The organism is Streptomyces fructofermentans (genome assembly GCF_014651055.1).
GTDB classification, from domain to species: domain Bacteria; phylum Actinomycetota; class Actinomycetes; order Streptomycetales; family Streptomycetaceae; genus Streptomyces; species Streptomyces fructofermentans.
Map to the genome: position 1 here is coordinate 1 of NZ_BMWD01000052.1, position 24392 is coordinate 24392.

General features: G+C 70.1%; 22 protein-coding genes. 14 read left to right on the forward strand and 8 right to left on the reverse strand.

Annotated elements, in window-relative coordinates:
- Window positions 1-446: 446 nt before the first annotated feature.
- From IE265_RS36870 to IE265_RS36890, 5 genes are read left to right on the forward strand one after another with little or no spacing between them, the layout of a single operon-like run.
- Window positions 447-1472 carry a radical SAM protein gene (locus tag IE265_RS36870; protein ID WP_190040159.1) on the forward strand — a complete coding sequence of 342 codons (1026 nt, stop codon included), beginning with the start codon at window positions 447-449 and terminating at the stop codon, window positions 1470-1472.
- 5 nt (window positions 1473-1477) lie between these two features.
- On the forward strand, window positions 1478-2104 hold the full coding sequence (locus IE265_RS36875) for a dTMP kinase (protein WP_190040176.1): 627 nt from the start codon (window positions 1478-1480) through the stop codon (window positions 2102-2104).
- The gene (locus tag IE265_RS36880) at window positions 2097-2594 is read left to right on the forward strand and encodes a hypothetical protein (protein WP_190040160.1); all 498 of its coding nucleotides are present in this window, start codon (window positions 2097-2099) and stop codon (window positions 2592-2594) included. The genes IE265_RS36875 and IE265_RS36880 overlap by 8 nt, the downstream gene beginning before the upstream one ends.
- Window positions 2591-3388, forward strand: coding sequence for an STM4013/SEN3800 family hydrolase (locus IE265_RS36885; RefSeq protein ID WP_190040161.1), 798 nt, complete (start codon window positions 2591-2593; stop codon window positions 3386-3388). Before IE265_RS36880 ends, IE265_RS36885 begins: the two co-directional genes overlap by 4 nt.
- Before the next feature lie 18 nt (window positions 3389-3406).
- The gene (locus IE265_RS36890; RefSeq protein WP_229916948.1) at window positions 3407-3838 is read left to right on the forward strand and encodes an NUDIX hydrolase; all 432 of its coding nucleotides are present in this window, start codon (window positions 3407-3409) and stop codon (window positions 3836-3838) included.
- A gap of 15 nt (window positions 3839-3853) precedes the next feature.
- Here the strand turns inward: IE265_RS36890 and IE265_RS36895 are convergent, their stop codons facing one another.
- From IE265_RS36895 to IE265_RS36915, 6 genes are all read right to left on the reverse strand, one after another.
- A complete protein-coding gene (locus IE265_RS36895; protein WP_190040162.1) occupies window positions 3854-4333 on the reverse strand; it encodes an NUDIX hydrolase in 480 nt (159 codons plus the stop codon).
- A 31-nt stretch (window positions 4334-4364) separates the two neighbouring features.
- Entirely contained in the window at window positions 4365-4490 is a 126-nt protein-coding gene (locus tag IE265_RS39065) for a hypothetical protein (RefSeq protein ID WP_268255920.1), read from the reverse strand.
- Between the two features lie 173 nt (window positions 4491-4663).
- Complete coding sequence (locus IE265_RS36900) at window positions 4664-6583, reverse strand: amylo-alpha-1,6-glucosidase (protein WP_190040163.1); 1920 nt, start codon at window positions 6581-6583, stop codon at window positions 4664-4666.
- The gene (locus IE265_RS36905; protein ID WP_190040164.1) at window positions 6580-7944 is read right to left on the reverse strand and encodes an MGH1-like glycoside hydrolase domain-containing protein; all 1365 of its coding nucleotides are present in this window, start codon (window positions 7942-7944) and stop codon (window positions 6580-6582) included. Before IE265_RS36905 ends, IE265_RS36900 begins: the two co-directional genes overlap by 4 nt.
- Window positions 7941-8741, reverse strand: a complete 801-nt coding sequence (locus tag IE265_RS36910) for a sugar phosphate isomerase/epimerase family protein (protein ID WP_190040165.1) — start codon at window positions 8739-8741, stop codon at window positions 7941-7943. The genes IE265_RS36905 and IE265_RS36910 overlap by 4 nt, the downstream gene beginning before the upstream one ends.
- 39 nt (window positions 8742-8780) lie before the next feature.
- Window positions 8781-9827, reverse strand: a complete 1047-nt coding sequence (locus tag IE265_RS36915; protein ID WP_190040166.1) for a zinc-dependent alcohol dehydrogenase — start codon at window positions 9825-9827, stop codon at window positions 8781-8783.
- Window positions 9828-9950: 123 nt separating this feature from the next.
- Between IE265_RS36915 and IE265_RS36920 the strand changes: the two genes are divergently transcribed.
- The 6 genes from IE265_RS36920 (at window position 9951) to IE265_RS36945 (ending at window position 16957) form a co-directional block, all read left to right on the forward strand.
- Window positions 9951-11354 carry an ABC transporter substrate-binding protein gene (locus IE265_RS36920; RefSeq protein ID WP_190040167.1) on the forward strand — a complete coding sequence of 468 codons (1404 nt, stop codon included), beginning with the start codon at window positions 9951-9953 and terminating at the stop codon, window positions 11352-11354.
- Window positions 11355-11384: 30 nt separating this feature from the next.
- Window positions 11385-12407: a carbohydrate ABC transporter permease gene (locus IE265_RS36925; protein ID WP_190040168.1), complete on the forward strand. Its 1023-nt coding sequence runs from the start codon at window positions 11385-11387 to the stop codon at window positions 12405-12407.
- Window positions 12404-13288: a carbohydrate ABC transporter permease gene (locus tag IE265_RS36930; RefSeq protein WP_190040169.1), complete on the forward strand. Its 885-nt coding sequence runs from the start codon at window positions 12404-12406 to the stop codon at window positions 13286-13288. Before IE265_RS36925 ends, IE265_RS36930 begins: the two co-directional genes overlap by 4 nt.
- A 17-nt stretch (window positions 13289-13305) precedes the next feature.
- Complete coding sequence (locus tag IE265_RS36935; protein ID WP_190040170.1) at window positions 13306-14505, forward strand: ROK family transcriptional regulator; 1200 nt, start codon at window positions 13306-13308, stop codon at window positions 14503-14505.
- A gap of 35 nt (window positions 14506-14540) precedes the next feature.
- Window positions 14541-15434, forward strand: a complete 894-nt coding sequence (locus IE265_RS36940; RefSeq protein ID WP_268255921.1) for a Gfo/Idh/MocA family protein — start codon at window positions 14541-14543, stop codon at window positions 15432-15434.
- 353 nt (window positions 15435-15787) lie between these two features.
- Window positions 15788-16957 (forward strand): alkane 1-monooxygenase, encoded by a 1170-nt coding sequence (locus IE265_RS36945; protein ID WP_190040172.1) that lies wholly within the window; start codon window positions 15788-15790, stop codon window positions 16955-16957.
- Between the two features lie 346 nt (window positions 16958-17303).
- Here IE265_RS36945 and IE265_RS36950 read toward each other — a convergent pair whose 3' ends face one another.
- The gene (locus IE265_RS36950) at window positions 17304-17963 is read right to left on the reverse strand and encodes a TetR/AcrR family transcriptional regulator (RefSeq protein WP_190040173.1); all 660 of its coding nucleotides are present in this window, start codon (window positions 17961-17963) and stop codon (window positions 17304-17306) included.
- 503 nt (window positions 17964-18466) lie between these two features.
- On the opposite strand from IE265_RS36950, the gene IE265_RS36955 reads away from it, so the two are divergent.
- Both IE265_RS36955 and IE265_RS36960 read left to right on the forward strand, forming a co-directional pair.
- On the forward strand, window positions 18467-21262 hold the full coding sequence (locus IE265_RS36955; protein ID WP_190040174.1) for a sigma-70 family RNA polymerase sigma factor: 2796 nt from the start codon (window positions 18467-18469) through the stop codon (window positions 21260-21262).
- A 912-nt stretch (window positions 21263-22174) separates the two neighbouring features.
- A complete protein-coding gene (locus IE265_RS36960) occupies window positions 22175-23053 on the forward strand; it encodes an SDR family oxidoreductase (RefSeq protein WP_229916949.1) in 879 nt (292 codons plus the stop codon).
- 760 nt (window positions 23054-23813) lie between these two features.
- Here the strand turns inward: IE265_RS36960 and IE265_RS36965 are convergent.
- Window positions 23814-23990 carry a CsbD family protein gene (locus tag IE265_RS36965; RefSeq protein ID WP_190040175.1) on the reverse strand — a complete coding sequence of 59 codons (177 nt, stop codon included), beginning with the start codon at window positions 23988-23990 and terminating at the stop codon, window positions 23814-23816.
- Between the two features lie 181 nt (window positions 23991-24171).
- Between IE265_RS36965 and IE265_RS36970 the strand changes: the two genes are divergently transcribed.
- Window positions 24172-24342 carry a hydrophobic protein gene (locus IE265_RS36970; RefSeq protein ID WP_067385923.1) on the forward strand — a complete coding sequence of 57 codons (171 nt, stop codon included), beginning with the start codon at window positions 24172-24174 and terminating at the stop codon, window positions 24340-24342.
- Window positions 24343-24392: the final 50 nt, after the last annotated feature.

Here is a 24392-nt window from a genome sequence, read left to right on the forward strand (position 1 = left end):
GGCCTGAGCAGTGGTGCACAGAACTTCGTACTCGGTGGTGCACTCAGACGAGTACGTGGACACATGGGGACCGCACAGGTACGGCACCTGCCTCGGCGCACCGTACGAGCTCGCGCTACCGCCCATGCGACAGACGGAGCCCCCGGGCCCGTACTGGCTCCGCCCGTGCCGCGGCGACCGCCTCGTCCCCCCGTGGCCCCTCGCAGACCTCCTGGACCGGTTCCGGCCCGGCCCCATCCCGCACGAACAGCTCCTCGGCACATTTCTGCGCACGATCTCTTGACCCCTCGCCCGGTGGCCCGGAAGTCGTCCGCACCCAGGCCATCCGGCAGGCCGCAAGTCCGGCGCAGGGAGCCCTCTCCCGCGCTGGCGCCCAATTCCTTCGCCGCCTCGCGTCCCCGACGGGGCGCCGGAGGGCCCAATCTCACGGATGCTCTGGAGGCCGCATGCACCCGCTGACCCAGCCGGTGGAAGCCGACTCGGTTGACGTCACAGCCCTGAGAAACTTCGCCGCCCTGCGCGGTCAACTCCGCGTCTCCTTGACGCCGCGGTGCAACATCGCTTGCTGGTTCTGTCACAACGAGGGCGATGTTCCGCCCCCGCTGACCAAGGTGGACCGTTCCCGGCAACCACGCCCCCGAGCGCTGGACGCGGACGGATACCTGACGTTGATCCGCTCGCTGATGCACGAAGGCCTCAAGCGCGTCTACTTCACTGGCGGGGAGCCGCTGACCTCGCCCATGGCCCGGCCGATCCTGGCAGGCCTGCCGCCGCACGATCCGGATGCCTCATACACGCTGATCACCAACGGGACCCGGATCCGCGCCCACCAGGCATGGCTCGCGCGCACCCGCCTGGACAAGGTGAAGGTGTCGCTCCACTACTTCTCCGACGAGTCCCTGAAGGCCATCGCCGGAACCCGCGTCGGCATCGACGCCGTCCTCGACGGCATTGAAGCAGCCCGAGAGGTGTTCGAGCGGGTGGAGCTGAACACCCTGCTGCAAAGGGAAAACGCGCACGAGGTTGAGCGCATCCTCGACTTCGCCCTGGAACGCCGTCTGCCCGTGCAGTTCATCGAATTGGTGGGTACCGACTTCAACGAATCCCGCGCGACCTCCGCCGTGTCGGCCGAGGCGATCCTGACCTACCTGCGCACCCTGACGGCGGACGAGCGCATCGAAGTCGCCGGGGTGGGCCAAGGCCGACGCGTCTTCAACATCGACGGCGTCGAAATCGACGTGATTCACCGCAACCTCGGCCGCCACCACGTCGGCCAGTGTGGCGCCTGCCTGCTGCGCCCTCAGTGCGTGGAGGGTTTCTGGGCTCTGCGCGTGGACCACAACGGCGGCGTTCAGCCGTGCCTCTTGCGCGAAGACCTGCGCTTGAGCGTCACCGAGTTGCTGTCCGACCCGGAACAACTGGCGGCCGCCGTCGCCAGCCACATCGCATCCTTCACGGAGGGGACGTTGTGACCCGCATGCCACCACCCTACGAGCCCGTCTCCTACGAGACCGAGCACCCGGTCATCGTTCTGGAAGGCGTATCCGGCATCGGCAAATCCACGCTGGCCGGCCTGCTCGCCGCGCGTCTGAAAGCATCCGTCCTTCACACGCTGCCCGAGCCGTTCACCGGCATGTCCGCGCTCGTCAGGCGACAACTGCGGCCACTGCCCCAATTCGGGTTCTACCTGTCCGGGCTGCTCCACACAGCCGACCGAATACGGCACGCGGGAGCGCACGGCCCCGTGGTGGCGGACCGCTACCGGTCGTCAGTCATCGCTTGCCACTCCGCCGTCCACAACGTGCCCATGGATACCGTCACCGCACTCCTGGAGCCCTTTCGCCCTTACCTGGCCGCCCCCACTCGCACCTACTACCTGCGTTGCTCGGAGTCTGCACTTCGCGAGCGGCTGGCCGTCAAAACGGACGTGAAGAGTGACGACACCGAACTGCTCACCATCCCCGATCGGCTGCCACGACTCCTCGCCAACTTCGCCAAGGCGGCCGAAAGCGACGACACCGCGGTCTGGCTCGACACCGACGACAAGACGCCGGGCGAACTCGCCGACTGGGTCATCTCCGATCTGGAGCACACTCTTGCTTAGTCCCATCGACACGGCCGCCGTCATCCGTGACGGCGGCGCCATCGGGCGCCACCCCAAACAGATCCACGAAGCCGTCGGCTGGTGGCTGGGCGCCTGCCTGGTCGTCACCCTGAAGGCCTCCGGCCTCGCCGTGGCCCATGACGGGCATCGAGTCAGTGCCCGGTTCGCCGACCGTCTGTGCCAGGGAGCGATCAACGCTCAGCATTACGCCTGCACCGTCCACCTGCTCGGACATGCGTCCGAGCAGGAACTGCTCGCCACTGCCAAGGGTCTGGAGTCACCGGCCGCCTGGCTGTCGACGGAACCCACCAACGACACAGTGCGGATCCGCCTCTACACCCGGCACGGCACGCTCCTGGACGAGAGCACCGGGCTCTCAGACATCCGCGATCTCATCGACTGCGACCACGTCCCGATCCCCGTGAACACCAAGGACAAAGGCACAATCGAATCCTGGCCTCCCCCGATGGCCGACGGAGCCCGTTCATGATCGACGCAGCACGAATCATCGAGTCCGGCACCTCCATTCTGTTCGTGACGCTCGACTCCCTGCGCCACGACGTCGCCCACAGCACACTGGAGGACGGCCGTACGCCCCGCCTTGCCGGGGTCCTGCCGGACGGCCAATGGGAACGCCGACAGACGCCCGGCACCTTCACTCTGCCCGCGCACATGGCGTTCTTCTCCGGCTTCCTGCCCAAGCTGCCCCAGCCCCGGCAGCCGGCACGACTGTGGGAATGCCGACCGCCGGCGTTCAAGGAGGTACCACCGCAGACGTTCGTGTTCGACGCGCCGAATCTCCTCGACGGGCTCGCCGTTCACGGTTACCGCACCGTATGCGTCGGTGGGGTCACCTACTTCTCCAGCGAAACGCCCCTCGGGTCGGTCCTGCCTGCCATGTTCCACGAGGCGCACTGGAGGCCCGAGTTCTGCTCCCCGAATGCCGACTCCACCCGCCACCAGACAGACCAGGCTCTCGACATCGCCGACCGCTACGACGGCCGCCAACCGCTGTTCCTGTTCGTCAACGTCTCCGCCACGCACGTCCCCCATGGTCACTATCTGGGAAGCAGTACCGACACTGCTGCATCCCAGGCTGCGGCACTCGCCTACGCCGACGAGCATGTAGTTCGCCTACTCGACGGGCTGGCCGCCCGGGGCCGGTGGCTCGTGATCATGTGTGCCGACCAGGGCGATGCCTACGGAGACGACGGATTCCACGGCCGCGGCATCGCCCACCCCGCTGTGTGGAACGTACCTTTTGCGGCCTGGATACACGGCTGACCGCTACGCTCGCCTGCCATGAGCAATGGAGAAATGCGCGACGCCTCCGTGGTCCTTGCACTCGACGCGAACGACCTTGTTGCGCTGCTGAGCGCCGACTTTCCGCACCACGGAGGCGAGTACCTGTTCCTTCCCGGCGGCCGCCGGGAAGCCGGGGAGACCCCGCTGGACTGCGCCCGTCGCGAACTTCGCGAGGAAGCCGGAGTAGCTGCCGAACAGTGGCACCTCTTGGGCTCGCACCTGATCACACTGGGATCTACGGCCCGCGTCCACATCTACGAGGCCCGGGGCCTGGCGCTCGGAGCCCAGGAACTCACCGAGACAGAGCAAGATTTCAAGCTGATGTGGTGGCCGATGAGCGACGCGCTCCAGGCCGTGCACGAGGGCCGCTTCCTCCTCCCCGCCGGGCCCCTCGCGCTGCTTCTGGCAGATCGCCGCAGGACAGCCTGACCCGGCATCAAAGACTCATCCGGCCAGGACGACGGGGCGCATGGGTGCACCGTGCGTGAGGACGCTGGTGAGCAGGTCGGCGAGCCCCCGAGGGTAGACGGTCTGGGCCGTGGCTCGCAGTTCGGCGAGGGTCCACCAGCGGTGTTCGCGGATGTTGTCGGGCTGTGATGCCCGGGCCGGGTCGACGTCGGCGGCGGAGACTCGGGTGAGGAAGTACTTCTCCACCTGGCGGACCTCCCGGCCGCCGACGAGGTGGTCCTTGCTGCGCTCCGCGAGCTGCGCCCCCAGTTCGACCGCCTTCTCGTCGATACCGAGTTCTTCGCTCAGCTCGCGGAGCGTCGCCGTGGAGTGGTCCTCCCCGTCCTCCAGTGAGCCCCCGGGCGTCGCCCAGAAGCCGCCGTTCTCGTCGTAGCGCAGCAGCAGGACGCGATCGTCGTCGTCGTCGACGACGACGGCGCGGGCGGCTTCCCTCAGCGGCGGAGTGGAGCTCGTCATGCCCTCCAGGGTGGCAGTCCCCGATGTCAGGTCAGGACCGCTCGACCAGGTACTCGCCGACGCATGCCGCGCCCACATCGCAGGCCTGGAGCGTGGCGAGCGCGTGCGCTGGAGTCTCGACGTGCCCCGGGGAGCCGGTGACCGGGTGCGTCGCCATGACGGCCGCGTGCTGTGGTGAGCCCTGTGGTGCGGTGACCGTCGTCTGGCGGTGACGAGGCCGGTGCCCCTCGGAGGGGACGGGCCCTTTCTCTCCGAGTGCTCAGGCACTCGGAGAGGAAGGACCCGGCTGGTCGCGGGGCCGGGACACCTGGTCCCGGCGGATCGGCCGGCTCAGGACCGGGCGAGCGCGGTCCTCAGCGCCAGCGGGGTGGCGGCCGCCCAGGCCTGCGGTGAGCAGGAGTGGGGGTACGGCACCGGCCCCGCGGTGGCCGAGCGGTCGTAGCCCGCGAGGACCTCGGGCAAGCGGTACGCGTGCCGGGCCGCCGCCGCGACGAGGCCCTCGGTGAGGGTGCGGAGCTCGTCGGTGAGACCCTGCCGGGCAAGGCCGAGGGCGATGACGGCGTTGTCGTGGGGCCACGCGCTGCCGCGGTGGTAGGAGAGCGGGTGGTAGGGGCGTTGACCGGCGGCGAGGGTGCGGACGGCCCAGCCGGAGAAGAAGTCCGGCTCCAGCAGTCGCCGCCCCACGCGCTGTGCGCGCCGCGGGTCGAGGATGCCCGACCAGAGCAGGTGTCCCGCGTCGGAGGCCAGCGCGTCGACCTGGCGGCCCGAACCGTCCAGCGCGAGGGCCGGGAAGTCGGCCTCCGTCATCCAGAAGTCCGCGGCGAAGCGCTCCCGCAGCCGGGCTGCCGTCTCCCGGAGCCGACGCGCGTACGCCTCGTCCAGCCAGATGTCCTGGGCGAGTTCGGCGGTGCGCAGGAGCGCGTCGTAGGCGTAGCCCTGCGCCTCGGACACGGCGATGGGGCCCTCGGCCTGGGTGCCGTCGCTGAAGCAGATGGCGCCTGCGGAGTCCTTCCAGTTCTGGTTGACCAGTCCGCCCGGGTCGGGGTCATAGACGAGGTAACCGTGCTTGTCCAGGCCGCCGTCGGTGAGCATCCAGTCGACGGCATGCCGTGCGTGCGTCTCCAGGCGCTTCGCGAGCGCGGCGTCGCCTGTCGTCTCGTGGTGGGCGTGGAGCAGGACGAGGAAGAGCGGGGTGGCGTCGACGGCGCCGTAGTACCGGCCGTAGGGAATCTGCCGGAAGTGGGCGAGTTCACCGTGCCGGGTCTCGTGGACGATGCGTCCGGGCTGCTCGCCGCTGAAGGCGTCGTACCGCTCCCCCTGGGTGGCGGCGAGGGCGCTCAGGACGGCGGCCGCCGTCGCGGGCCGGTACGGGAGCAGGAAGTACGACGTCAGCAGTGAGTCGCGGCCGAACAGGGTGAGGAACCACGGGATGCCGGCGGCGGGGACGCGCACGTCCTCGCCGTCCAGACCGGTGACCGGGATCGTCAGCAGGTCGATGTCGGCCAGGCCGCGCTCGCAGGCGAGGGACAGGTCGTCCGTTCCCTCGGCCTGCGCGGACGCCCTCCGCCGTGAGGGCTGCTCGGCGGTGTCGGTGCGCTGCGGCCGGCCGTGGGGGCGGGCGTGGACGGTCAGGTGCAGCTCGGCCGAGCCATGGGCGTCGAGGGGCACGTGCCAGCTGAGCGTGCGGGCGGTGGCCCGGGTGCCGGACCGGGCGTGGGTGATCGTGTCGGGGGCGGGGCGGCAGACGACCTCGGTGTCGGCGTGCCAGTCCGCTCTGCGGTAGGAGAAGCGCAGCCCGTCCGCGGTGGCGCGGATGTCGTGCTCGGCGCCGGGCTTGTCGTAGCGGCGGTCGTCGGCCCGGAGTTCGAAGAGGTCCGCGAAGTCGCTGTCGACGGTGAGTTCGACGTGGGCGCTCACCGCGTCGGGGCGGTTGCTCACCAGGCGCAGGTGTTCGGTGAACGTGGCCACGTCGACGCTCTGCCGCCGGAAGACGGTGTAGGCGGGCGGATCGTCCCGGGTGCCCTCGGGGCTCAGCACGCAGGCGGCCGTGTCGTCGGTCTCGGCCGTCGCGGGCACCAGGGCGACGGGGTCGGTGCCGTCGACGGTGAGCTGCCAGCGGCTGAGGTGCCGGGCGTCCTGGGCGTACAGCCCGTCGGGGGCGCTGCCGCGGCTGCCGGTGATCGCCCCGTCCGTCGTCAGACGGACGAACGTGGCGTCCCGGACCAACTGGATGCGGGTGTCGGCGGTCATGGCCGGAGCTCCTCGTGGTCGGCGCAGAGCAGGTCGAGTGCGAGGGCGGCGGTCCAGGAGAAGAGCCGGGCGCCGCGGCCCTCGCCGGTGTCAGGATCGATGTACTCGGCGAACCCGGAGCGTCCGGCCTGGTCGAGGAAGCCCGCGCGGATCCGCTCGGCCTCCTGGTGGAGGCCGTGGGTGCGCAGGCCCCGGTGGATCAGCCAGGCGGTGTTGAACCAGGCCGGTCCGCGCCAGTAGCGGTGCTTGTCGAAGGCGTGGCCGGTCAGGTCGTAGCTGGGGACCAGTTCCGTGGCCGGGGCCCTGAAGCGGGGGCCGAGGAGGGTGGCGCTCAGACGCCGGACCACGTCCTTCGGCAGGTGCGGGACGAGCAGCGGGATCAGCCCGCTGACGCTGTCCTCGTCGACCAGGGTGTCGTCGTGCAGGTCGCGCACCCGGAACAGGCCGGCTTCCTCGTCCCAGAGCCGCTCCACCAGCGTGCGGGTGAGCCGGTCGGCCCGCTCGATGTACCGCTCGTGCGGCAGGCCCAGCTCGCGGGACATGGCGGCAAGGGCCAGTTCGCTCGTGATCAGCAGGGCGTTGAAGGTGGGGTCCTCCAGGGCGAAGTGGTGCGGGGCCGCCCGGTCGTCGTAGCCGGCTTCCCGGTAGTCGGCGGCCAGCCGTACGTACCGGCCGTAGTCCAGGTCGGTGGGCCGGTCGGCGGGCTGGCCGTGGGCGAGGTCGGCCCGCCGGAACGTGTCGGGGGTGGCGGGTTCCACGCGCGCGAGGGCCCGGTCCCAGCACGGGCTGTTGTCCATGCCGGGTTCCCATGGGTGGACGATGGCGGCCAGTCCCCGGCCACCGAGGTCGCGGCGGGTCAGCAGGTAGTCGTGCCAGGCGGCGAGGCGGGGGTGGACGCGGGCGAGGAAACCCCTGCGGCGGGACTCGGCCGGGTCGGCCAGGTGCACGAGCCACGCCGCCAGGGCGTGCACCGGCGGCTGGACGATGCCGGAGGTCTCGGGGGCCGCTGGGGCGCCCGCCGCCCGGCCGGCCTCGGAGGACCGCCAGAAGTCCGGGCTGGGGAAGTACGCGTCGGCGGCCACGGCGGGGTTGAAGACGATGTGCGGGACGCGCCCGTCGGCCCACTGCGTGGCCAGCAGGGATTCCAGTTCCTGCTGGGCGCGGCGTGCGGAGAGGTGGCGCCGGCCGATGGCGATGAAGGCGGAGTCCCAGCTCCACTGGTGGGGGTAGAGGGTGCGGGAGGGAACGGTGGAGGAGCCCGTCCAGTTGTCCGTCAGGACCCGCGCCGCACCGCGCCGCAGGGTCAGGTCTGCGGGCGCGGCGGGCGCGGGCCGGTCGAGAAGGCCCTCGAGCGAGTTCACGCGCCGGACCTCTTGAGGAAGCCGGGGACGGAGTGGACGGCCTGCAGGGGGTCACCGGTCAGGCGGCACTCGAGGGCGAGGTGGCCGTCGTAGCCGATGGTGCGCAGGGCGCCGAGCCAGCTGGACCAGTCGAGGTGTCCGGCACCGGGCTGGAAGCGGTTGGAGTCGGAGACCTGGGCGTGGCCGATGAGGTCGGCGTGCGCGAGGATCGCGGCGGCGGGGTCGGTCTCCTCGATGTTCATGTGGTAGCTGTCGATGCCGATGCGGACCGAGTCCAGGCCGACGGCGCGTATCAGGTCGGCGGCCTGGTCGAGGCGGTTGACCATGTGGTCCTCGTAGCGGTTGAGCGGCTCCAGGAAGAGCGTGACGCCCTCCTTGCGGGCGTGCTCGCCGAGTTCGGTGAGGCCGGCGAGGAGCACCTCACGGTCCTCCGACTCGGTGCGCGGCGGCTCGAAGGGGGGCAGCCGGCGGGAGAACATGCCGTACGAGGCGGGGGTCTGGGCGCCCACACCGCCGATCTCGGCGATCACGGTGAGCTGGGACTTCATCTGCGCCACGGCGTCGCGGCGCAGGTCGTCGTCGAAGGCGCCGAGGAAGTGCAGCATGTCCACGCAGACGGTCGGCATGACGACGCCGTCCTTGCGGGCCTGCTTGAGTTCGTCGAGGCGGGAGGCGAAGTGGAGGTCGCCCTTGCCGCGCAGTTCGATGGCGTCGTACCCGGCCTGCTGGGCGAAGTCCCACTTGGCCTGGAGGGTGTCCCCGGGCAGGAGTTGTTCCTGGACGGCGGTCTTGAGCATGGGGGGCCTTTCAGAAAATCCGGTCTTTGACATCCGGTCTCAGAACTCCAGGACGACCTGCAGGGCCTCGGCAGGGCGCTCGTCCAGCAGGACGTAGGCGTCGGCGGCCTCGGCGACCGGGACGACGTGGCTGACCAGGGCGGAAACGTCGACCTGTCCCTCGGCGACCAGGCGCAGGAAGGTCTGCTGGAGGCGTTCGACCGTCCAGCGGTTCGACAGCTGCGGGGGCACGCCGCCGATCTGCGAGCAGATCAGCTGGACGCGGTTGTGGTGGAACTCGTCGCCGAGGCGCAGGCCGATGCCGTCGCCCTGGTAGAAGCCGGAGGCCACGACCCGGCCGCCGACGGCGACCGAGCGCAGGGCTTCGTGCAGGGCGGGGTAGGCGCCGCTGATTTCGATGGCGAGGTCGGCGCCGAGGCCGCCGGTGGCTTCGCGGACGCGTTCGGCGACGGCGTCGTTGCGGGCGTTCAGGGTGTGGTGGGCGCCATAGTGCTTGGCGGTCTCCAGACGGCCGTCGAGGGCGTCGACGGCTGTCACGCGGGCACCGTTGAGCTGGGCGAGCCGGGTGGCGAGCAGGCCGATGACGCCCTGTCCGAACACGGCGACGTCCTCGCCGACGTGGATGTCGCCGGCCAGCACGGCGTTGTATGCAATGGCGCCGACCCGGGCGAACGCGCCGGCGAGCGGCTCCAGTCCGGCAGGCAGCGTGTGGCCGACCATGCGCTCGGCGGGGACGATGCCCTCGCTGCGATGTCCCCAGATGCCCCAGACCAGGTCGCCGGGGACGGGCATGCCCGGGGTGTCCACCAGTTCGGGAGAGACCTCCAGGACCTCGCCGACCTCCGAGTAGCCCCAGCCGGCCACCGGGTATTCGATGCCGGCCGCGCCGTCGCGGAAGAGCCGCGCCTCGGGATCCCAGGTCCGGGTCAGGTACGGGTTGGTGCCGCGGTAGGCGGTCAGCTCGGTGCCCGCGGAGATCCCCGAGTAGCGGGTGCGCACGCGCAGATGGCCGGGCGGCAGCTCGGCACTGACGTGCTCGGCGACCTCCACCTGACGGGGGGCGGTGAATTGGACGACGCGTTCCACGGGGAGCTCCGAGGGGTTGTTAACAGGTTGTGGCGAGAATATCTCGAACTTATGTCTTGTCAACAAGCAAAACTGCTGCTGAGATGCCTACCAGGTTTACATAAGTCGGAACGAGGACACGCGATGCGCATCAGGACCCTGAGGTCGAGGACGACCGCGGTCGGCATCACAGCAGCCGTGGGAATCGGCCTGCTCTCGGGCTGCGCCCAGAGCACCGGGCCCGGCAGACCGGACCGTGAGATCACCGTCTGGTCCCAGGAGAACCTCCCTGACCGCGTCGCGGCGACGCAGAAGGTCATCGGCGGGTTCGAGAGGAAGACCGGGATCAAGGTGAATCTCGTCGGGGTCGACGAGGCACAGATGCCGCAGCTGATCATGTCGGCGGCGGCCTCCGGGAAGCTGCCCGACGTCATCGGCGCGGCCCCGATGGGCCAGGTCTGGCAGATGTACAGCAACGGTCTGCTGAACACGGACATCCCGAAGCGGATCGTCGACGAACTGGGACGAAACACCTTCAACGCGAACGCGCTGGAGCTGACCTCCGACGGCGCCACCAGCCTCGGTGTGCCCTCGGACGCCTGGCTCCAGCTGCTGGTCTACCGCAAGGACCAGCTGGACAAGAAGGGCCTGGCGGCACCCGACACCTACGCCAGGACACTGGCCGCCGCCAAGGCGCTCACCACCAAGGGCCGCGACGGCATCTCGGCCGCCACCGACCCCAGCGACGCCTTCACCTCCCAGAGCTTCGAGAGCATCGCCCTCGCCAACGACTGCCAGCTGGTCGACGACCGGCACGAGGTGGCCCTCGACTCCCCGCAGTGCGAGACGGCCTTCAAGGCCTACGACCAGCTCACCCGCGCCTACGGCGCCCCCGGCACCCAGACCGTGGACTCCACCCGGGCCACCTACTTCGCCGGCCGGTCCTCCATGGTCATCTGGTCCTCGTTCCTGCTGGACGAGCTGGCCGGGCTGCGCAAGGACGCCCTGCCCAGCTGCCCCGAATGCAAGAAGGACCCGCAGTACCTCTCGGACCACAGCGGCATCGTCACCGCGATGAAGGGCCCCGACGCGAAGGACGCCGCGCAGTTCGGCGAGATCACCTCCTGGGTGACCACCAAGACCGCCGAGACCGCGGCCTCGCAGGAGTTCATCGAGTACATGATGGGCACCGGCTACGAGTCCTGGTTCGGCCTCGCGCCCGAGGGCAAGATCCCGGTCCGCGAGGGCACCGCGTCCGACCCCGAGCGCTACCTGAATGCCTGGCGCCACAGCGACATCGGCGTCGACACCCGCAAGCCGCTCGACGAGGTCTTCCCCGACAGCCTGCTCGACCAGCTCGCCGACGGCGTCAGCAACATGCACCGCTGGGGCATCACCCAGGGCGAGGGCGCACTGGTGGGCGCCACCAACGGTGAACTGCCGGTACCCAAGGCCATCGGCGCCATGTCGGGCGGACAGACCAGTCCCACGGAGGCCGCACGGGAGGCCGACGAGGAAGTCACCGCCCTGAAGAAGTCTCTGCAGTAGCCGCCCACCTGCACTTCACGAAGGTCTCTCATGACTACAACAGCCCCAGCCGGCGCGCCGCAGCGCCGGGATTCCACCCCCCGGACGTCCGCACGCTCCGCGTCCCCGGCCCGGCGTCCGATGACCGCCAGCCGACGCGAGAACCGGGCGGGCCTGGCGTTCGTCTCCCCCACCTTCCTCGTCGTCCTCGTGGTGGTCGTCCTGCCCATCACCTGGACCGTGCTGCTCGCCTTCCAGAAGGCAAAGCTCGTCGACATCCAGGGCATGGGCCTGTTCGGGAACTGGTCCCTGGACAACTTCACGCAGGTCTTCGACTCGGCGGGCTTCTGGTCCAGCCTGTACACCACCTTGGTGTACACGGCCGGCGCCACCTTCGGCTCCATCGGCCTGGGCCTGATCGCCGCGCTGGCGCTGCGCAAGCCCTTCCGGGGGCGCGGACTGCTGCGCGCCGCGATGCTGTTGCCCTACTGCGCGCCCGTCGTCGCCGTCGCCTTCGTCTGGGAGGTCGCGCTCAGCCCGCAGTACGGCATCGTCAACGACTGGGGACGGCGCCTGTTCGGCTGGGACGACCCCATCGCGTTCCTGTCCACCCGCGCGTACGAAGTGCACGTGCTGGGTGTGCACTTCGACATCCCGCTGGCCCTGCTGACCGTCATCGCCTTCGAGATCTGGCGCTACTTCCCGTTCGCCTTCCTGTTCATCCTGGCCCGGCTCCAGGCGGTGCCCGACGGTCTGGAGGAGGCCGCGCTGGTCGACGGGGCCACTCCCACCCAGCGCTTCCGGCACGTCCTGCTGCCGCAGCTGATGCCCGTGATCGCCCTGCTGTGCGTGTTGCGGTTCATCCTTACCTTCAACAAGTTCGACGACGTCTATCTCCTCACCGGAGGAGGCGCGGGCACCGACGTCGCCGCCGTGCGCGTCTACGACTTCCTCACCGCCCGCTACGACGTGGGCGCCGCGGCCGCCCAGGCTCTCGTCCTGGCCGGCTGCCTGGTGATCCTGCTGGGCATCTACTTCAAGTTCTTCGGCAACAAGGTCCAGGAGGAAGCGTGACCCGCAAGACGGCCCTGACGAGGGCCCAGTTCGAGGATCGGTTCTTCGGCGTCCTGCGCTGGTTCGTCATCGCGTTCCTCGTAGTGATCACCGTGATCCCCTTCTACTACATGGTGCTTCTGTCACTGAAGCCCATCGACGCGCTCCTGCTCGACCCCGGCTCCCTGTGGATCTCGGCGAAGGACTTCACCTTCTCCACCTACGAGGACGTCCTGCGCTCCACGGACGACGGCGGGCAGGGCTTCCTCAAGTTCCTGCTCAACTCCGCGCTGGTGTCGCTGGGAACAGTGATCCTGACCCTCGTGGCCGCCGTGCCCGGCGCCTACGCCGTCAGCCGGCTGAAGTTCTTCGGCCACCGCCAGATCAGCGCGCTCTTCCTTGCGGTGTACCTCTTCCCGACGACCCTGCTGGCCGTCCCGCTGTTCGTCATCTTCGCCAAGGTCGGGCTGTCCTCCAGCCTGGTCGGTCTGGCGATCGTCTACGTGGCCCAGACCGTGCCCGTGACGATCTACATGCTGAAGAACTACCTCGTCACCATCCCCGCCTCCATCGAGGAGGCCGCGGCGCTCGACGGAGCCTCCCGGATCCAGACCATGCGCAAGGTGATCCTGCCGCTGGCCCTGCCCTCCCTCATGGCGACCGGCCTGTACGTATTCATGATCGCCTGGAACGAGTTCCTCTTCGCGCTGCTCTTCCTGGCCGCCGACCCCGACAAGTGGACCGTCTCCCTGGGCCTGGCCCAGCTGTCCAACGGCATCGAGGTGCCGAAGACCGTCCTCATGGCCGGCTCCGTCGTTCTGACGATCCCCGTGGTACTTCTGTTCTTTGCCGCCGAGCGCCTCCTGACCGAGGGGCTGACCAGCGGCGCCGACAAGAGCTGAACCGTGAGGAAGAGCCGATGACATCGCATCAGGTCAGCGCGGGGGAACTGCTCCAGTTCATCCGTGGCGGCCGCGCCAACACCCGCGCCGACCTCCAGCGTGTGACCGGACTCTCCCGCTCAACCGTCGGGCAGCGCCTCGACCTGCTGAACCGGGCCGGCTGGTTACGGCACACCACCGGCACCTCCACCGGCGGCCGGCCGTGCGAACAGATCGAGTTCGATCCCGGCCACGCCTCCGTCATCGCGGTGGACCTGGAGACCCGGCACGTCCGCGTCGCGGTCGTGGACCTCGCGGGGACGATCCTGGCCGAGCACACCGGGAACCTGGACATCACCCAAGGGCCCGATCAGGTCCTCGACCGGGTGGCCGGCTGCCTGCCCGACCTGATCGGGGCAGCCGGCATCACCCCGGCCGCCGTCTGCGGCATCGGCCTGTCGGTGCCCGGACCCGTCCACTGGGAGACGGCCCGCGTCGTCCAGCCGCCGATCATGCCCGGCTGGGACCAGTACCCCATCCGTGAACGGCTCCAGGAGGTCTACGCCGCGCACGTGGGCGAGAGCGGGGAGGCCGGGCCGATTCCGGTCTTCGTCGACAACGACGCCAACCTCATGGCGCTGGCCGAACAGCAGGCCCACTACCCCGACTGCGCCTCCTTCGCCCTCGTCAAAGTCTCCACCGGTATCGGCGCCGGCGTGGTGATCGGCCACGACGTCTACCGAGGCATCGACGGAGGCGCCGGCGACATCGGGCACATCCGCCTGCACGATCATCCGGACGCCCTGTGCATGTGCGGCTCGTACGGCTGCCTGGCCGCCGTGGCCAGCGGCAGGGCGCTGGCGCGGGCCCTGTCCGAACAGGGCCTGCCGACCGCCTCGGGCTCCGACGTCCGGCGCCTGCTCGCCGACGGCAATCCCGAAGCGATCCGGCTCGCCCGGCAGGCCGGGCACCTGGTGGGCGCCGTGCTGGCGACCGTCGTCACCCTCCTCAACCCGGGCGTCCTCATGATCGCCGGAGATCTCGCGGGCATTCCGTTCACCACCGGGGTGCGCGAGGTTCTCTACCAGCGGGCCATGCCGCGCACCACCGCCAACCTCAACATCGTCTCCTCGCAACTCGGCGACCGCGCGGGCCTCGTGGGCGCCGCCGCCATGGTCGTCAGGTTGCTCTACTCCTCCGACCACGCCGACGACCGCCTCAGCCGGCTGTCCCCATGACCCCCCGCGCCACCGAGAGCAACAAGGAAGCAGCAGTGACGACCGATCTTCCGTCCTGGCCCCACCGACCCGTCGAGGTCGGGCTCGTGGGCGCCGGCCCGTGGGCACGTGCCATGCACGCCCGCGTCCTCGCCGCCGGCCCCGAGACGCGACTGGCCGCCGTCTGGGCCCGCCGCACCGACGCGGCGCGCGAGGCCGCGGCACCGCACGCGGCACATGTCGCCGCCGATTTCGACGAGTTGCTGAACCACTGCGAGGCCGTCGCCTTCGCGGTACCGCCCGCCGTCCAGGCCGAGCTTGCCCCGCTGGCGGCGAAGGCGGGCAAGGCCGTCCTCCTGGAAAAGCCCCTGGGTCCCGACCTGGCCGCCGCCCAGCGCGTGGCGGACGCCGTCGCGGAGGCGGGTGTGGTCTCCCAGTTCGTTCTCACCAAGCGCTACCACCCCACGACCCGCGCGTTCGTCGACGCCGCGCGCACCCTCGACGTCCGCGGCGCCCGCTCCTGCTACCTCCACGGAGCCTTCCTCGCCGGCGAGATGGCCACCGGCTGGCGTCTCGAACACGGCGCCCTGCTCGACCTCGGCCCTCACCTGATCGACCTCCTCGACACGGCCGTCGGCCCCATCACCGGCATCCGAGCCACCGGCGACCCCCGCCAGTGGATCGAGCTGACCTGCGAACACGCCAACGGCGCCGTGAGCCAGGCGTCGCTGTCCGGGTCCGTCAACGTGGAGCGAGCGATCACCCGGGTCGAACTGTTCGGGCCCGGCAAGCCCCTGGTCTACGACACGGCCGAGATCGACCACGAGGAGTGCTGGCCCGTCCTGCGCCGCGAGTTCGCGACCGCCGTGCGCACCGGGACGTCCGCCGAACTCGACGCCCAGTACGGACTGCGCCTGCAGAAACTGCTGGACGGCATCGTGTTCGTCTGAGGCACCTCGTCGCCAGCCGCCCCCCGGGCGAGGCCGATGAACCGGCACCTCACCGCGCGGGCGGCACGACGGCCCGCTGTCGGCCGGGGCGCGTCTGCGCCGCCGTTCGGATGCTGGAGGAAGTCGGCGGCCGCCGCGGCAGTGGCAAGCGCGTCCCCGGCCGCCGCCTCGATCAAAGGGAGTCGCCTCGCCGCGACAGGCATTTCGTCTGACCGATTCAGCTGACGGATAGTCAAAATATTTACACGGAGCAGCGTTTGTCACCCGAACATGGTGATGACACTCTCGTGCGAGCGCTTCCGCCGGAATCCCGGGCGGGACCGGCGGAAGCGCGCATCGACGAGAGAGGCCTCATGGCAGAACAGTTTCCTGACGGCGACGCACTCCGATGGCGGGATCCGAAGCGTCATCTGTGGCTTCTCGCCCTGGCCGTGCCCACGCTTCCGTTCCAGGCGGGTCTGCTGACCCGGGTGAGCGGGCTCGAGATCTTCTGGTGGTGGGGCCCCTTCTTCGCCTTCGTCCTCGTGCCCCTCTTCGATCATGTCACTGGCACGGACAGCGCCAATCCGCCCGAGGCGGTGATGAAGAGGCTGGAGGCTGACCACTACTACCGTTGGTGCACGTACCTCTATCTGCCGCTGCAGTTCGGTGCCCTGGTCTGGGCGTGCGGTGTCTGGTCCCGGGGCGGGCTCTCTCTCGCCGACGGGCTGGGACTCGCCGCGACCACTGGGGTGGTGGCCGGAGTGGCGATCAACACGGCCCACGAACTCGGGCACAAACGGCAGCAGTTGGAGCGCCGACTGAGCCGGATGGCGCTCGCCCAGAGCTGGTACGGCCACTTCTACGTGGAGCACAACCACGGGCACCACGTACGCGTCGCCACACCGGAGGACCCCGCCAGTTCCCGCATGGGCGAAAGCTTCTACAGGTTCCTGCCGCGCACCGTCGTCGGCAGCGTCCGTTCTGCCTGGCATCTGGAGAGCCGCAGACTGACCCGTCGCGGGCATCGGGTGTGGGGCCGGCACAACGACGTCCTCACCGCGTGGGCGATCTCCGCTGCCCTCTTCGGCGCCCTCACTGCGGTATTCGGATGGGTGGTGCTGCCCTACCTCGTCCTGCAGGCCGTCCTCGGATTCTGCCTCCTGGAGACAGTCAACTACGTGGAGCACTACGGGCTCCTGCGCAACCGCCGCCCGGACGGCCGCTACGAGCGGGTGGCACCGCGCCACAGCTGGAACAGCAACAACACGATCAGCAACCTCTTCCTGTTCCAGCTCCAGCGCCATTCCGACCACCACGCCAACCCGCTGCGCCGCTACCAGACCCTGCGCCACTTCGACGAGGCACCTCAACTGCCCTCCGGCTACGCCACGATGATCGTCCTGGCCTGGGTTCCGCCCCTGTGGCGAAGGGTCATGGACTCGAGACTCCTGGCGCACCACGCAGGTGACGCGGGGCGTGCCAACCTCCATCCGGCCGCACGCGAGCGACTGACGGCGGCCCATCCGGGAGAGCCCCGATGAGGCCACGTGACCGCGCATCCGACATCCGTGCCAGGTCTGGCGCGTCGCTTCGGCTCTGAAGCCCGGCTCGGCGATCGCGGTTTCGACCGCGGTCCGCGTCCGGCGAGCTACGGGGCGCTTGCCGGACAGCACGGAGGACACCTCGCGGACGGCGCCCCGGTCGTGCGCGCGACGTCGGCCATGGTGACCCCGCCGGCACAGCGCGCCCTCCTCTCGAGACGATCACATGACGCTCTGCGGGGAATGCGCTGTCACCGCGGGACGGCGTCGGTTCGAAAGCGCGGGGGTGGCGGAACGGGAACTGCCGCACCGACGCCGCTGTGCTGCGGGGGGCCTGTTCGCCGCTTCACGGTCCGCTCTGCGGTTCCCGCGGTGCCGGCTCGAGGCCCGCACATGCAGCACGGGCCACCCGCCGGCAGGCCCCGGCGTCGGAGGAGGGCATGAGCATATGGCTGATGGTCAGCCGGACCAGGCTGTCGGCCGCTTCCAGGCGATCGCTCTCGCTCACTCGTGGCGCCACATTGCCCAGCCAGGCAGCCACCAGGTGCCACGCCTGGGAGAACACCGGCTCGGGTCGGCTCGTCAAGAACGGCAGCAGGGCATCGGTGCCACCGCGGGCGGCGGTCACCACGGCGCGGATGAACGGGTTGCGCGCCGCTTCTGCCAGGGCGTATGCGACCCCGGCTTCCAGAGCGGCGGCAACGTCGTCCCGCCGCACCTCGAGCACCTCCGCCACACCCGCCAGGAAGCGCTCCGTCTCGCGGTGCACCAGCGCCTGCCCTATGCCGGCCCGATTGCCGAACTCGGCATATATGGAAGGGCGGGAGACCTCGGCGCGCACGGCGAGGTCCGCGACCCGCACGTGATCCCATCCGGCCTCCGAGGCGAGCAGCCATGCCTCGTCCAGGACGCGCTCACGCATCTGCTTTCGCCACGCCACCCGGGGCGGGTCGGGCGGGGGCGCCGTGTCGGGCGGGGTGTGCAGCAGCCGGTGTTCGGATCGCATCCCCTCAGTCTGCGACACCGCCGGAAGGGTGCGCGGCAAGTCGCACGGTTGCGCATACCGGCCCGACGACCCCAGATCGGGCCGCTCCGTGAGGACCTGCCACAGCCGCTGAGTCAGCTGGGTGGAACTCCCTGGTGGGTTCATGAAGTGGTCCATGCCGACCTGTGGGCAGCAGCCTCCATCGAGACACGGTCGGGCTCATGTCCGGACGAAGTGACCAAGGTCGCGGTGACTACATCGCGGACCGATGAACTGCACCGCCGCCCGCTCGTCACCCGGTGACGACCAGCGGGGCCGGCGACACGGCTGCCGGCACGGCGCCCTCGACTCGACCTGCCCGACGCCGTGCGGCGGGCCGATCCAAGGGGCGGCTGTCCGGAGAGGAGGAAGGCAGGCGAGGCCCGGGGTGCGAAAAGTGTTATCCCCGCGGCGTCGGATCGTCTCCTGTTGCGACAACCGCCCACCGGAGCAGCCACACCTGCTCTTGTCCGAGGATGTATCGCATGCGACATGACGGGTCCCACGGGACCGACACGTTTCCGGACCGCCGCACCGTCGAGGCGGCCCGCGACGGGGACGCCGGAGCCGTCGAACGGCTCACCGCAGGCGCCCTGCCGCTGGTCTACAACGTGGTCGGGCGGGCGGCGGAGACCGACCTCGACGTCGACGACATCGTGCAGGACACCATGGTCGCGGTGATCCGTGCGCTGCCGGACCTGCGTGACACGGCGAAGTTCCGCTCGTGGCTGGTGGCCATCGCGGTCCGCCAACTCACCGACGCCCGGCGCAGGGCGCGGTCCGGCCGGCTGACGACCCTGGAGCACGCCGACGAACGGCACTCGCCGGAACCCGACTTCGCGACCCTCTTCCTGCTGCGGCAGTCGCTCACCGTCGAGCAGCGGCAGGTCGCCGCGGCCACCGCGTGGCTCGACCCGTCGTACCGCGACCTGCTGTCGCTGTGGTGGCTGGAGGCGTGCGGACGGCTGTCCCGGAAGGACATCGCGGCGGCCATGAGCCTTCCGGCGACCCATCTGGCGGTCCAGGTCCAGCGGATGAAGACCCAACTGGACGTGGCGCGGACGGTCGTTCGAGCACTGTCCCGCACCCCGCGCTGCGCGGAGCTGACCGAGCTCGCCGGCCCCGGCGACCCGGCTCCCAGCCCTCTGCTGCGCAAGCGGATCGCCCGGCACCTTCGTTTCTGCGAGTCGTGCGGTCATTCCGTCGGCCGGCTGGTCCCACCAGAGCGGCTGCTCGCGGGCCTGCCCCTGCTCGTACCGGGCCGCACGGGAGATCTTGGAGCGGCCGGGGCGACGGGGTGGAACGGGCCGGCCGGACAGCCGGCACTCGGCGAGGCGGGAGGTCCGGCGGACGCCGTCGACGGGCCGGGTTCGACCGTCGACAACCCTGTCGATGCCGGCGCCGGGGGTCACCCCCACCCGACCGCGCCCACCCGGCACACCGCTCACCGGTCGGCGCCCCGCGGGCACGGTCGCCGCGCGACCGGCCGCCCGCGTGACGACCATGGTCTGCTCGGCGGACTCTCCTCCAAGGCGACGGGCGCGACCGTCGCCGCCGGGATGGCCGCACTCGTCGTGACGGGCCTCGTCATGGTCCCGTCGGGGGCGGAGAACTCCGTCGACGCGCGCAGTACAGCCTCCCGGACAGGTCCGTCGACGATGACGAGCACGCCCGCCCCCACCGCGCCCAGGAGCACGACCCCGCGCGGCCCCGCGCCGGCCGCCCCCGCGAAGACTCGCGTCTCCCGTACGTCCCTGCACGCGAAGACCCCCGCCCCCACCTACTTCGTGAGCTCCAGCGGCAGCGATTCCAACCCCGGCACGTCGGCCGGATCGCCGTTCCGCACACTCCAGAAGGCCGCGGACCTGGCCGGCCCAGGCGACGTCGTCTCCGTGATGAACGGGACGTACACCGAGCCCCGCAAGGGCTCCAACGTGCTCACCATCAAACGCTCGGGGCGTCCCGGGGCTCCTATCACCTTCACGGCCCATCCCGGCCACCGGCCGACCCTGAACCCGAAGACGGCCTGGAATGGCATCAGCGTCTACGGCGCGTCGCACATCGTCATCAAGAACCTGGAGGTCAAGGGCAACAATGCCGCTCTGTCCCTGACCGACGCCGAACGCTCGTCGAGCAAGACCGACCCCACGTACAACACCAACTGCATATCCGTGGAGAAGAACCGGGAGTCCGGCACGTTCCCCCACCACGTCGACATCTCCGGCAACCTGGTGCACGGCTGCGCGGGCGGCGGGATCTCCGCAATCGAGGCTGACCACGTCGCCATCACCGGCAACCACGTGCACTCCAACTCCTGGTTCACCGTCTACGGCACCAGCGGCATCTCCATCCTCACCCCCCGCGACACCGGTGGCGGCGACCCGCGGACGTACAAGATCCGCATCACCGACAACCGCGTCCACGACAACGAGACCAAGGTCAAGTGGGAGGGCTGCCGCTGCTATTCCGACGGCAACGGCATCATCGTCGACACGACGAAGGGCGACGCCGAGCGCGGGAGGCCGGCCTACAACGGACGCATCCTGGTCACCAACAACATCGCCTACGACAACGGCGGATCAGGTATTCACGCCTACAAGAGCCAGCACGTCGACATCGTCAACAACACGGCCTATCTCAACGGCCGCAGCACCCGCATCAAAACGCCCTACGCCAACATCTTCGCCCACGACAGCACCGACGTACGGCTCCTCAACAACATCGCCTACGGCCGCCCGGGCCAGGCCACCAACAGCAAGTCCCGCAATGTGAAGGTCACGTACGACTACAACGTCTACTTCGGCGGCAAGGCACCCGAGGCCAAGGGACCGCACGACATCATCGCCGACCCGAGGTTCACGGCCCCCGGCCAGAGCCCGAACGCGGACTTCCGCCTCGCGAAGGGCTCACCCGCCATAGGCTCCGCCACCCCGTTCCCGGCCACAACCACGGACTTCACCGGGGCGACCCGCAAGGGCGGCACGCCGGACCGGGGCGCCTACAGCTTCGGAGCCGCCGCAGGGTCCGCCACGAGTGGCGGTGAGTCGTCGGCGCCGGGGCACGAGGGTCCGGACGCGGAAACCGGCGCGGATGCGGCCGGCGACAACGGCGCGAAAGCCGGCGCGGCCAGCGGCGACGACTCCGGCCTCGCAGCCCACGGCGGGAGCGAACCGCTGGCACAGACCGGCGCGTCCGGCCCGGTGCTGCTCCTGGGCATCGCCGCAGGCGTCCTGGTCGCCGGGGCCGGTCTGCTCGTGCTCGCCAGGCGGAGGCGTTCCTGACGCGTCGGGCCGTTCCCGGGACTGCCGAGAACGCCCGAACCTTGATCGTGGCGAGTGAAGCGAGGTCGGCGCGGGCCCCCCGCCTCCGTCGACGGCGGACGCCGTGGAACGGCCCGGCCGCAGCACTGACGCGAACAGGGGCAGGGCCAGGCACCGGCAGCGACGAGCCGGCCACCGCGGCGGCTCAACCCACGACAGCCCTACCCTCCACAAGGCCGCCAGTCGTGACTGCGGGAGCGTGCCGTCGTTGACAAGGTGGACCGCACCGGCGCAACCCCCGACCGATGCGCAGTCTCAGATGGCCCGGTTCCTCTGTCATGGCGCCGGGCCATCCCTCTGTTCAAGACCGCCATCCTTCGACGCCACCGCCGCAGGCCAGCGCACGAAGGCCGGCGCCCTCCTGTGAAGCCGACACGTGAACAGCTTGTCCCGGGAAATGAGCCCGCCGAACCAATACCCGCGACGAAGCCCGCAAGCTGCTCGCATCGGGCCTACGCGCTGCCGCCACCGCCGCCCGGACACCGCGCTCGACATCGTCGACTCACCGCCGGCCGTCCGCCCCGTCCTCTCCCCCGCGCAGCACGGACCGGCACCCCGGCGCTCTTCGGCCTCGCCGCGGCGGTACTCCCCCACGGCCGCTCGGCGAACCGGCCCCGTCCACCTTCACCCGCTCCACCAGCCAGGCCGGCCCCTGCTCCGCCTGCCACGGCCACACCCACGAATGCGGCCACGGTGGCCCGACCCCCGTGCCACCGGCGCATGGCCATCGCCCCAGCCGATTGAGGGAACACCGTCCGCTTCACCAGCGCCCGCAGCGCCTCGAGAGCGTCGGTCCCGTCGGCTCGGTCACCCGACCGGCTTGAGATTCGTTATCGAGTCGCTTTTTTAACCTAGTAATGCTTTCATGGACGCATGGATCAGACACACATTCCTCCCGTGCTCGTAACCGGGGCAACGGGCCGGGTCGGCCGCGTCGTCGTCGACCAACTCCTCGATGCGGGCATACCGGTCCGCGCCCTCACCCATCGCGCCGAGGCTGCGGCGACGCTGCCGGCGAAGGTCGAGGTGTTCACCGGCGACCTCACCGCGCCCGAGTCGCTCGACCCGGCATTGAACGGCGCCGGTGCGGTCTTCCTCGTCTGGACCGCCCCGCCACAGACAGCCGCAGCGGTCGTCGAGCGACTGGCCGCCCACCTGCGGCGGGTCGTCTTCCTGTCCTCCCCGCACCAGACGCCGCACCCCTTCTTCCAACAGCCCAACCCCATGGCGACGCTGCACGCCGACATCGAACGACTCATCGCGGCCACCGGACTCGAGTCGACGATCATCCGGCCTGGGATGCTCTCGTCGAACTCGCTGGCCTGGTGGGCACCCGCGATCCGCTCCCGCGAGGTCGTCCGGTGGCCTTACGGCGCTGCCGAGACGGCACCGATCGACGACCGCGACGTCGCAGCCGTCGCGGCGCGGACGCTCCACCAAGACGGACACGTCGGAGGCGACTACGTGCTCACGGGCCCCGAGTCTCTGACCCAGGCCGCACAGGTGGGCATCATCGGTGACGCCCTGGGACACCGGATCCCATTCGAGGAAATGACACCGGACGAGTTCCGGAGCCTGTCGGAGGGCACGGCACCCAAATCGGTCATCGACATGCTGCTCAACGCGTGGAGCGCGGCGGTCGGACAACCCGCGTACATCACCACTGCGGTCGCCGACATCCTCGGAACACCGCCGCGAACGTTTCACCAGTGGGCCGCCGACCACGCCACCGCGTTCACGGAGGGTCCATAACCCCGTCGACCGCGATCCGCACCCTGACCGCAGCCCTCGGCACCCGGCAGGAAGAGACAGCTGGGCACCCGGGCGCTGCGGCCACGTCGGAGCAAGGTGATCGCTCTCCAACTGGAAGCTGAGGCTGGGGCGTTCTTGCCCCAAAGCCGTGAGGCGGACCCACTCCGGCCCTCGCTCGACCTCCTGCCGGCCGAGCAGAGCCCGGTAGAAGTCGGCCAACGCGCAAGGATCCGGCGTACCGAGGACAAAGGCACCAAGCGTTGCAGTCATGCCTCCCGTCCTGCCCCGAGACTCGCTTCCACGCAGCCGCGTGCCCGGCCAACGCGCGATCGACGCGCCCGGCTGCGCTCCAGATCGTCCGGCCCCGTACCCAACGGCCGGGCCGCGGCTCCCCACGACGTTGCGGATCGGGACGTCGGGACAGGACCGGTCGGTCGACACGGGCCGAGAACTCCGCCCGGTAAGCAGACGCCGTCGTCAGTTGTCCCATACGGGCCCAGCACGGCGGGTCCGCATCCGTCGAGGTCACCGAAGGCCGCCTGCGCGTCGCTGGCGCCGCCCCAGAGCATCCCGACGCCTTGGTTCGCCCGCGCGCGGACACCAACCGCAGCCAAACGGCTGTTCCTGCGGCGTTGCGGGGCGCAGCACCCAGGGAGCACCGCTCCGCCCCAGAGCTGCCCGCCCAGCCCAACTCGTACAGCAGCCCGGCAATACTGATCCCGGCAGCCACCAGGCTGCCGGGATCAGGTGTGCTGCGCGCCTACTTGGGGCGGACGGCGTCCTTGGCCTTCTCCTTGGCCTCACGCAGGTCGCCCTGAGACTCCTTGGCCTGGCCCTCGGCCTTCAGGGACTGGTTGCCGACCGCGCCGCCGACAACCTTCTTGACCTTGCCCTCGGCCTGCTCACCCTTGGCCTGCGCCTTCTCGTCCGCAGCCACAACCACTCACCCCTGCCTCAATCGGAACTCAGGTACGCCCTCCGTGTCACCCCGCATCACATCCTCAAACCACCCGATGACCGCCACGCTTCCGAGTCGCGTACTCACTCCAGAAATACCTGCGACCCGCAGGAATGAGGATCGGACCGCAGGGCACACGAGGGTCCGGAGGTTGATAATCATGGTTCCTATTCTTCTTGTTCTTCTGCTCGCCCTGATCCTCTTCGGTGCCGGTTTCGCACTCAAGGCACTCTGGTGGATCGCCGTGATCGTCCTGATCGTATGGGTTCTCGGATTCGTGATCCGCCCGACGGCCAGCGGCGGCAAGCGCGGCCGCTGGTACCGCTGGTAGACAGCCTGAACAGCACCGGGACATGGGTGGGGCCCGACGCCTTGGCGTCG

Bases quoted from the DNA above. Each gene is read 5' to 3' on its own strand.
- IE265_RS36870 (WP_190040159.1), top strand. From the start codon at position 447: ATGCACCCGCTGACCCAGCCGGTGGAAGCCGACTCGGTTGACGTCACA.
- IE265_RS36875 (WP_190040176.1), top strand. From the start codon at position 1,478: ATGCCACCACCCTACGAGCCCGTCTCCTACGAGACCGAGCACCCGGTC.
- IE265_RS36885 (WP_190040161.1), top strand. From the start codon at position 2,591: ATGATCGACGCAGCACGAATCATCGAGTCCGGCACCTCCATTCTGTTC.
- IE265_RS36890 (WP_229916948.1), top strand. From the start codon at position 3,407: ATGAGCAATGGAGAAATGCGCGACGCCTCCGTGGTCCTTGCACTCGAC.
- IE265_RS36895 (WP_190040162.1), bottom strand. From the start codon at position 4,333: ATGACGAGCTCCACTCCGCCGCTGAGGGAAGCCGCCCGCGCCGTCGTC.
- IE265_RS39065 (WP_268255920.1), bottom strand. From the start codon at position 4,490: ATGGCGACGCACCCGGTCACCGGCTCCCCGGGGCACGTCGAGACTCCA.
- IE265_RS36900 (WP_190040163.1), bottom strand. From the start codon at position 6,583: ATGACCGCCGACACCCGCATCCAGTTGGTCCGGGACGCCACGTTCGTC.
- IE265_RS36910 (WP_190040165.1), bottom strand. From the start codon at position 8,741: ATGCTCAAGACCGCCGTCCAGGAACAACTCCTGCCCGGGGACACCCTC.
- IE265_RS36920 (WP_190040167.1), top strand. From the start codon at position 9,951: ATGCGCATCAGGACCCTGAGGTCGAGGACGACCGCGGTCGGCATCACA.
- IE265_RS36925 (WP_190040168.1), top strand. From the start codon at position 11,385: ATGACTACAACAGCCCCAGCCGGCGCGCCGCAGCGCCGGGATTCCACC.
- IE265_RS36935 (WP_190040170.1), top strand. From the start codon at position 13,306: ATGACATCGCATCAGGTCAGCGCGGGGGAACTGCTCCAGTTCATCCGT.
- IE265_RS36945 (WP_190040172.1), top strand. From the start codon at position 15,788: ATGGCAGAACAGTTTCCTGACGGCGACGCACTCCGATGGCGGGATCCG.
- IE265_RS36950 (WP_190040173.1), bottom strand. From the start codon at position 17,963: ATGCGATCCGAACACCGGCTGCTGCACACCCCGCCCGACACGGCGCCC.
- IE265_RS36955 (WP_190040174.1), top strand. From the start codon at position 18,467: ATGCGACATGACGGGTCCCACGGGACCGACACGTTTCCGGACCGCCGC.
- IE265_RS36960 (WP_229916949.1), top strand. From the start codon at position 22,175: ATGGATCAGACACACATTCCTCCCGTGCTCGTAACCGGGGCAACGGGC.
- IE265_RS36970 (WP_067385923.1), top strand. From the start codon at position 24,172: ATGGTTCCTATTCTTCTTGTTCTTCTGCTCGCCCTGATCCTCTTCGGT.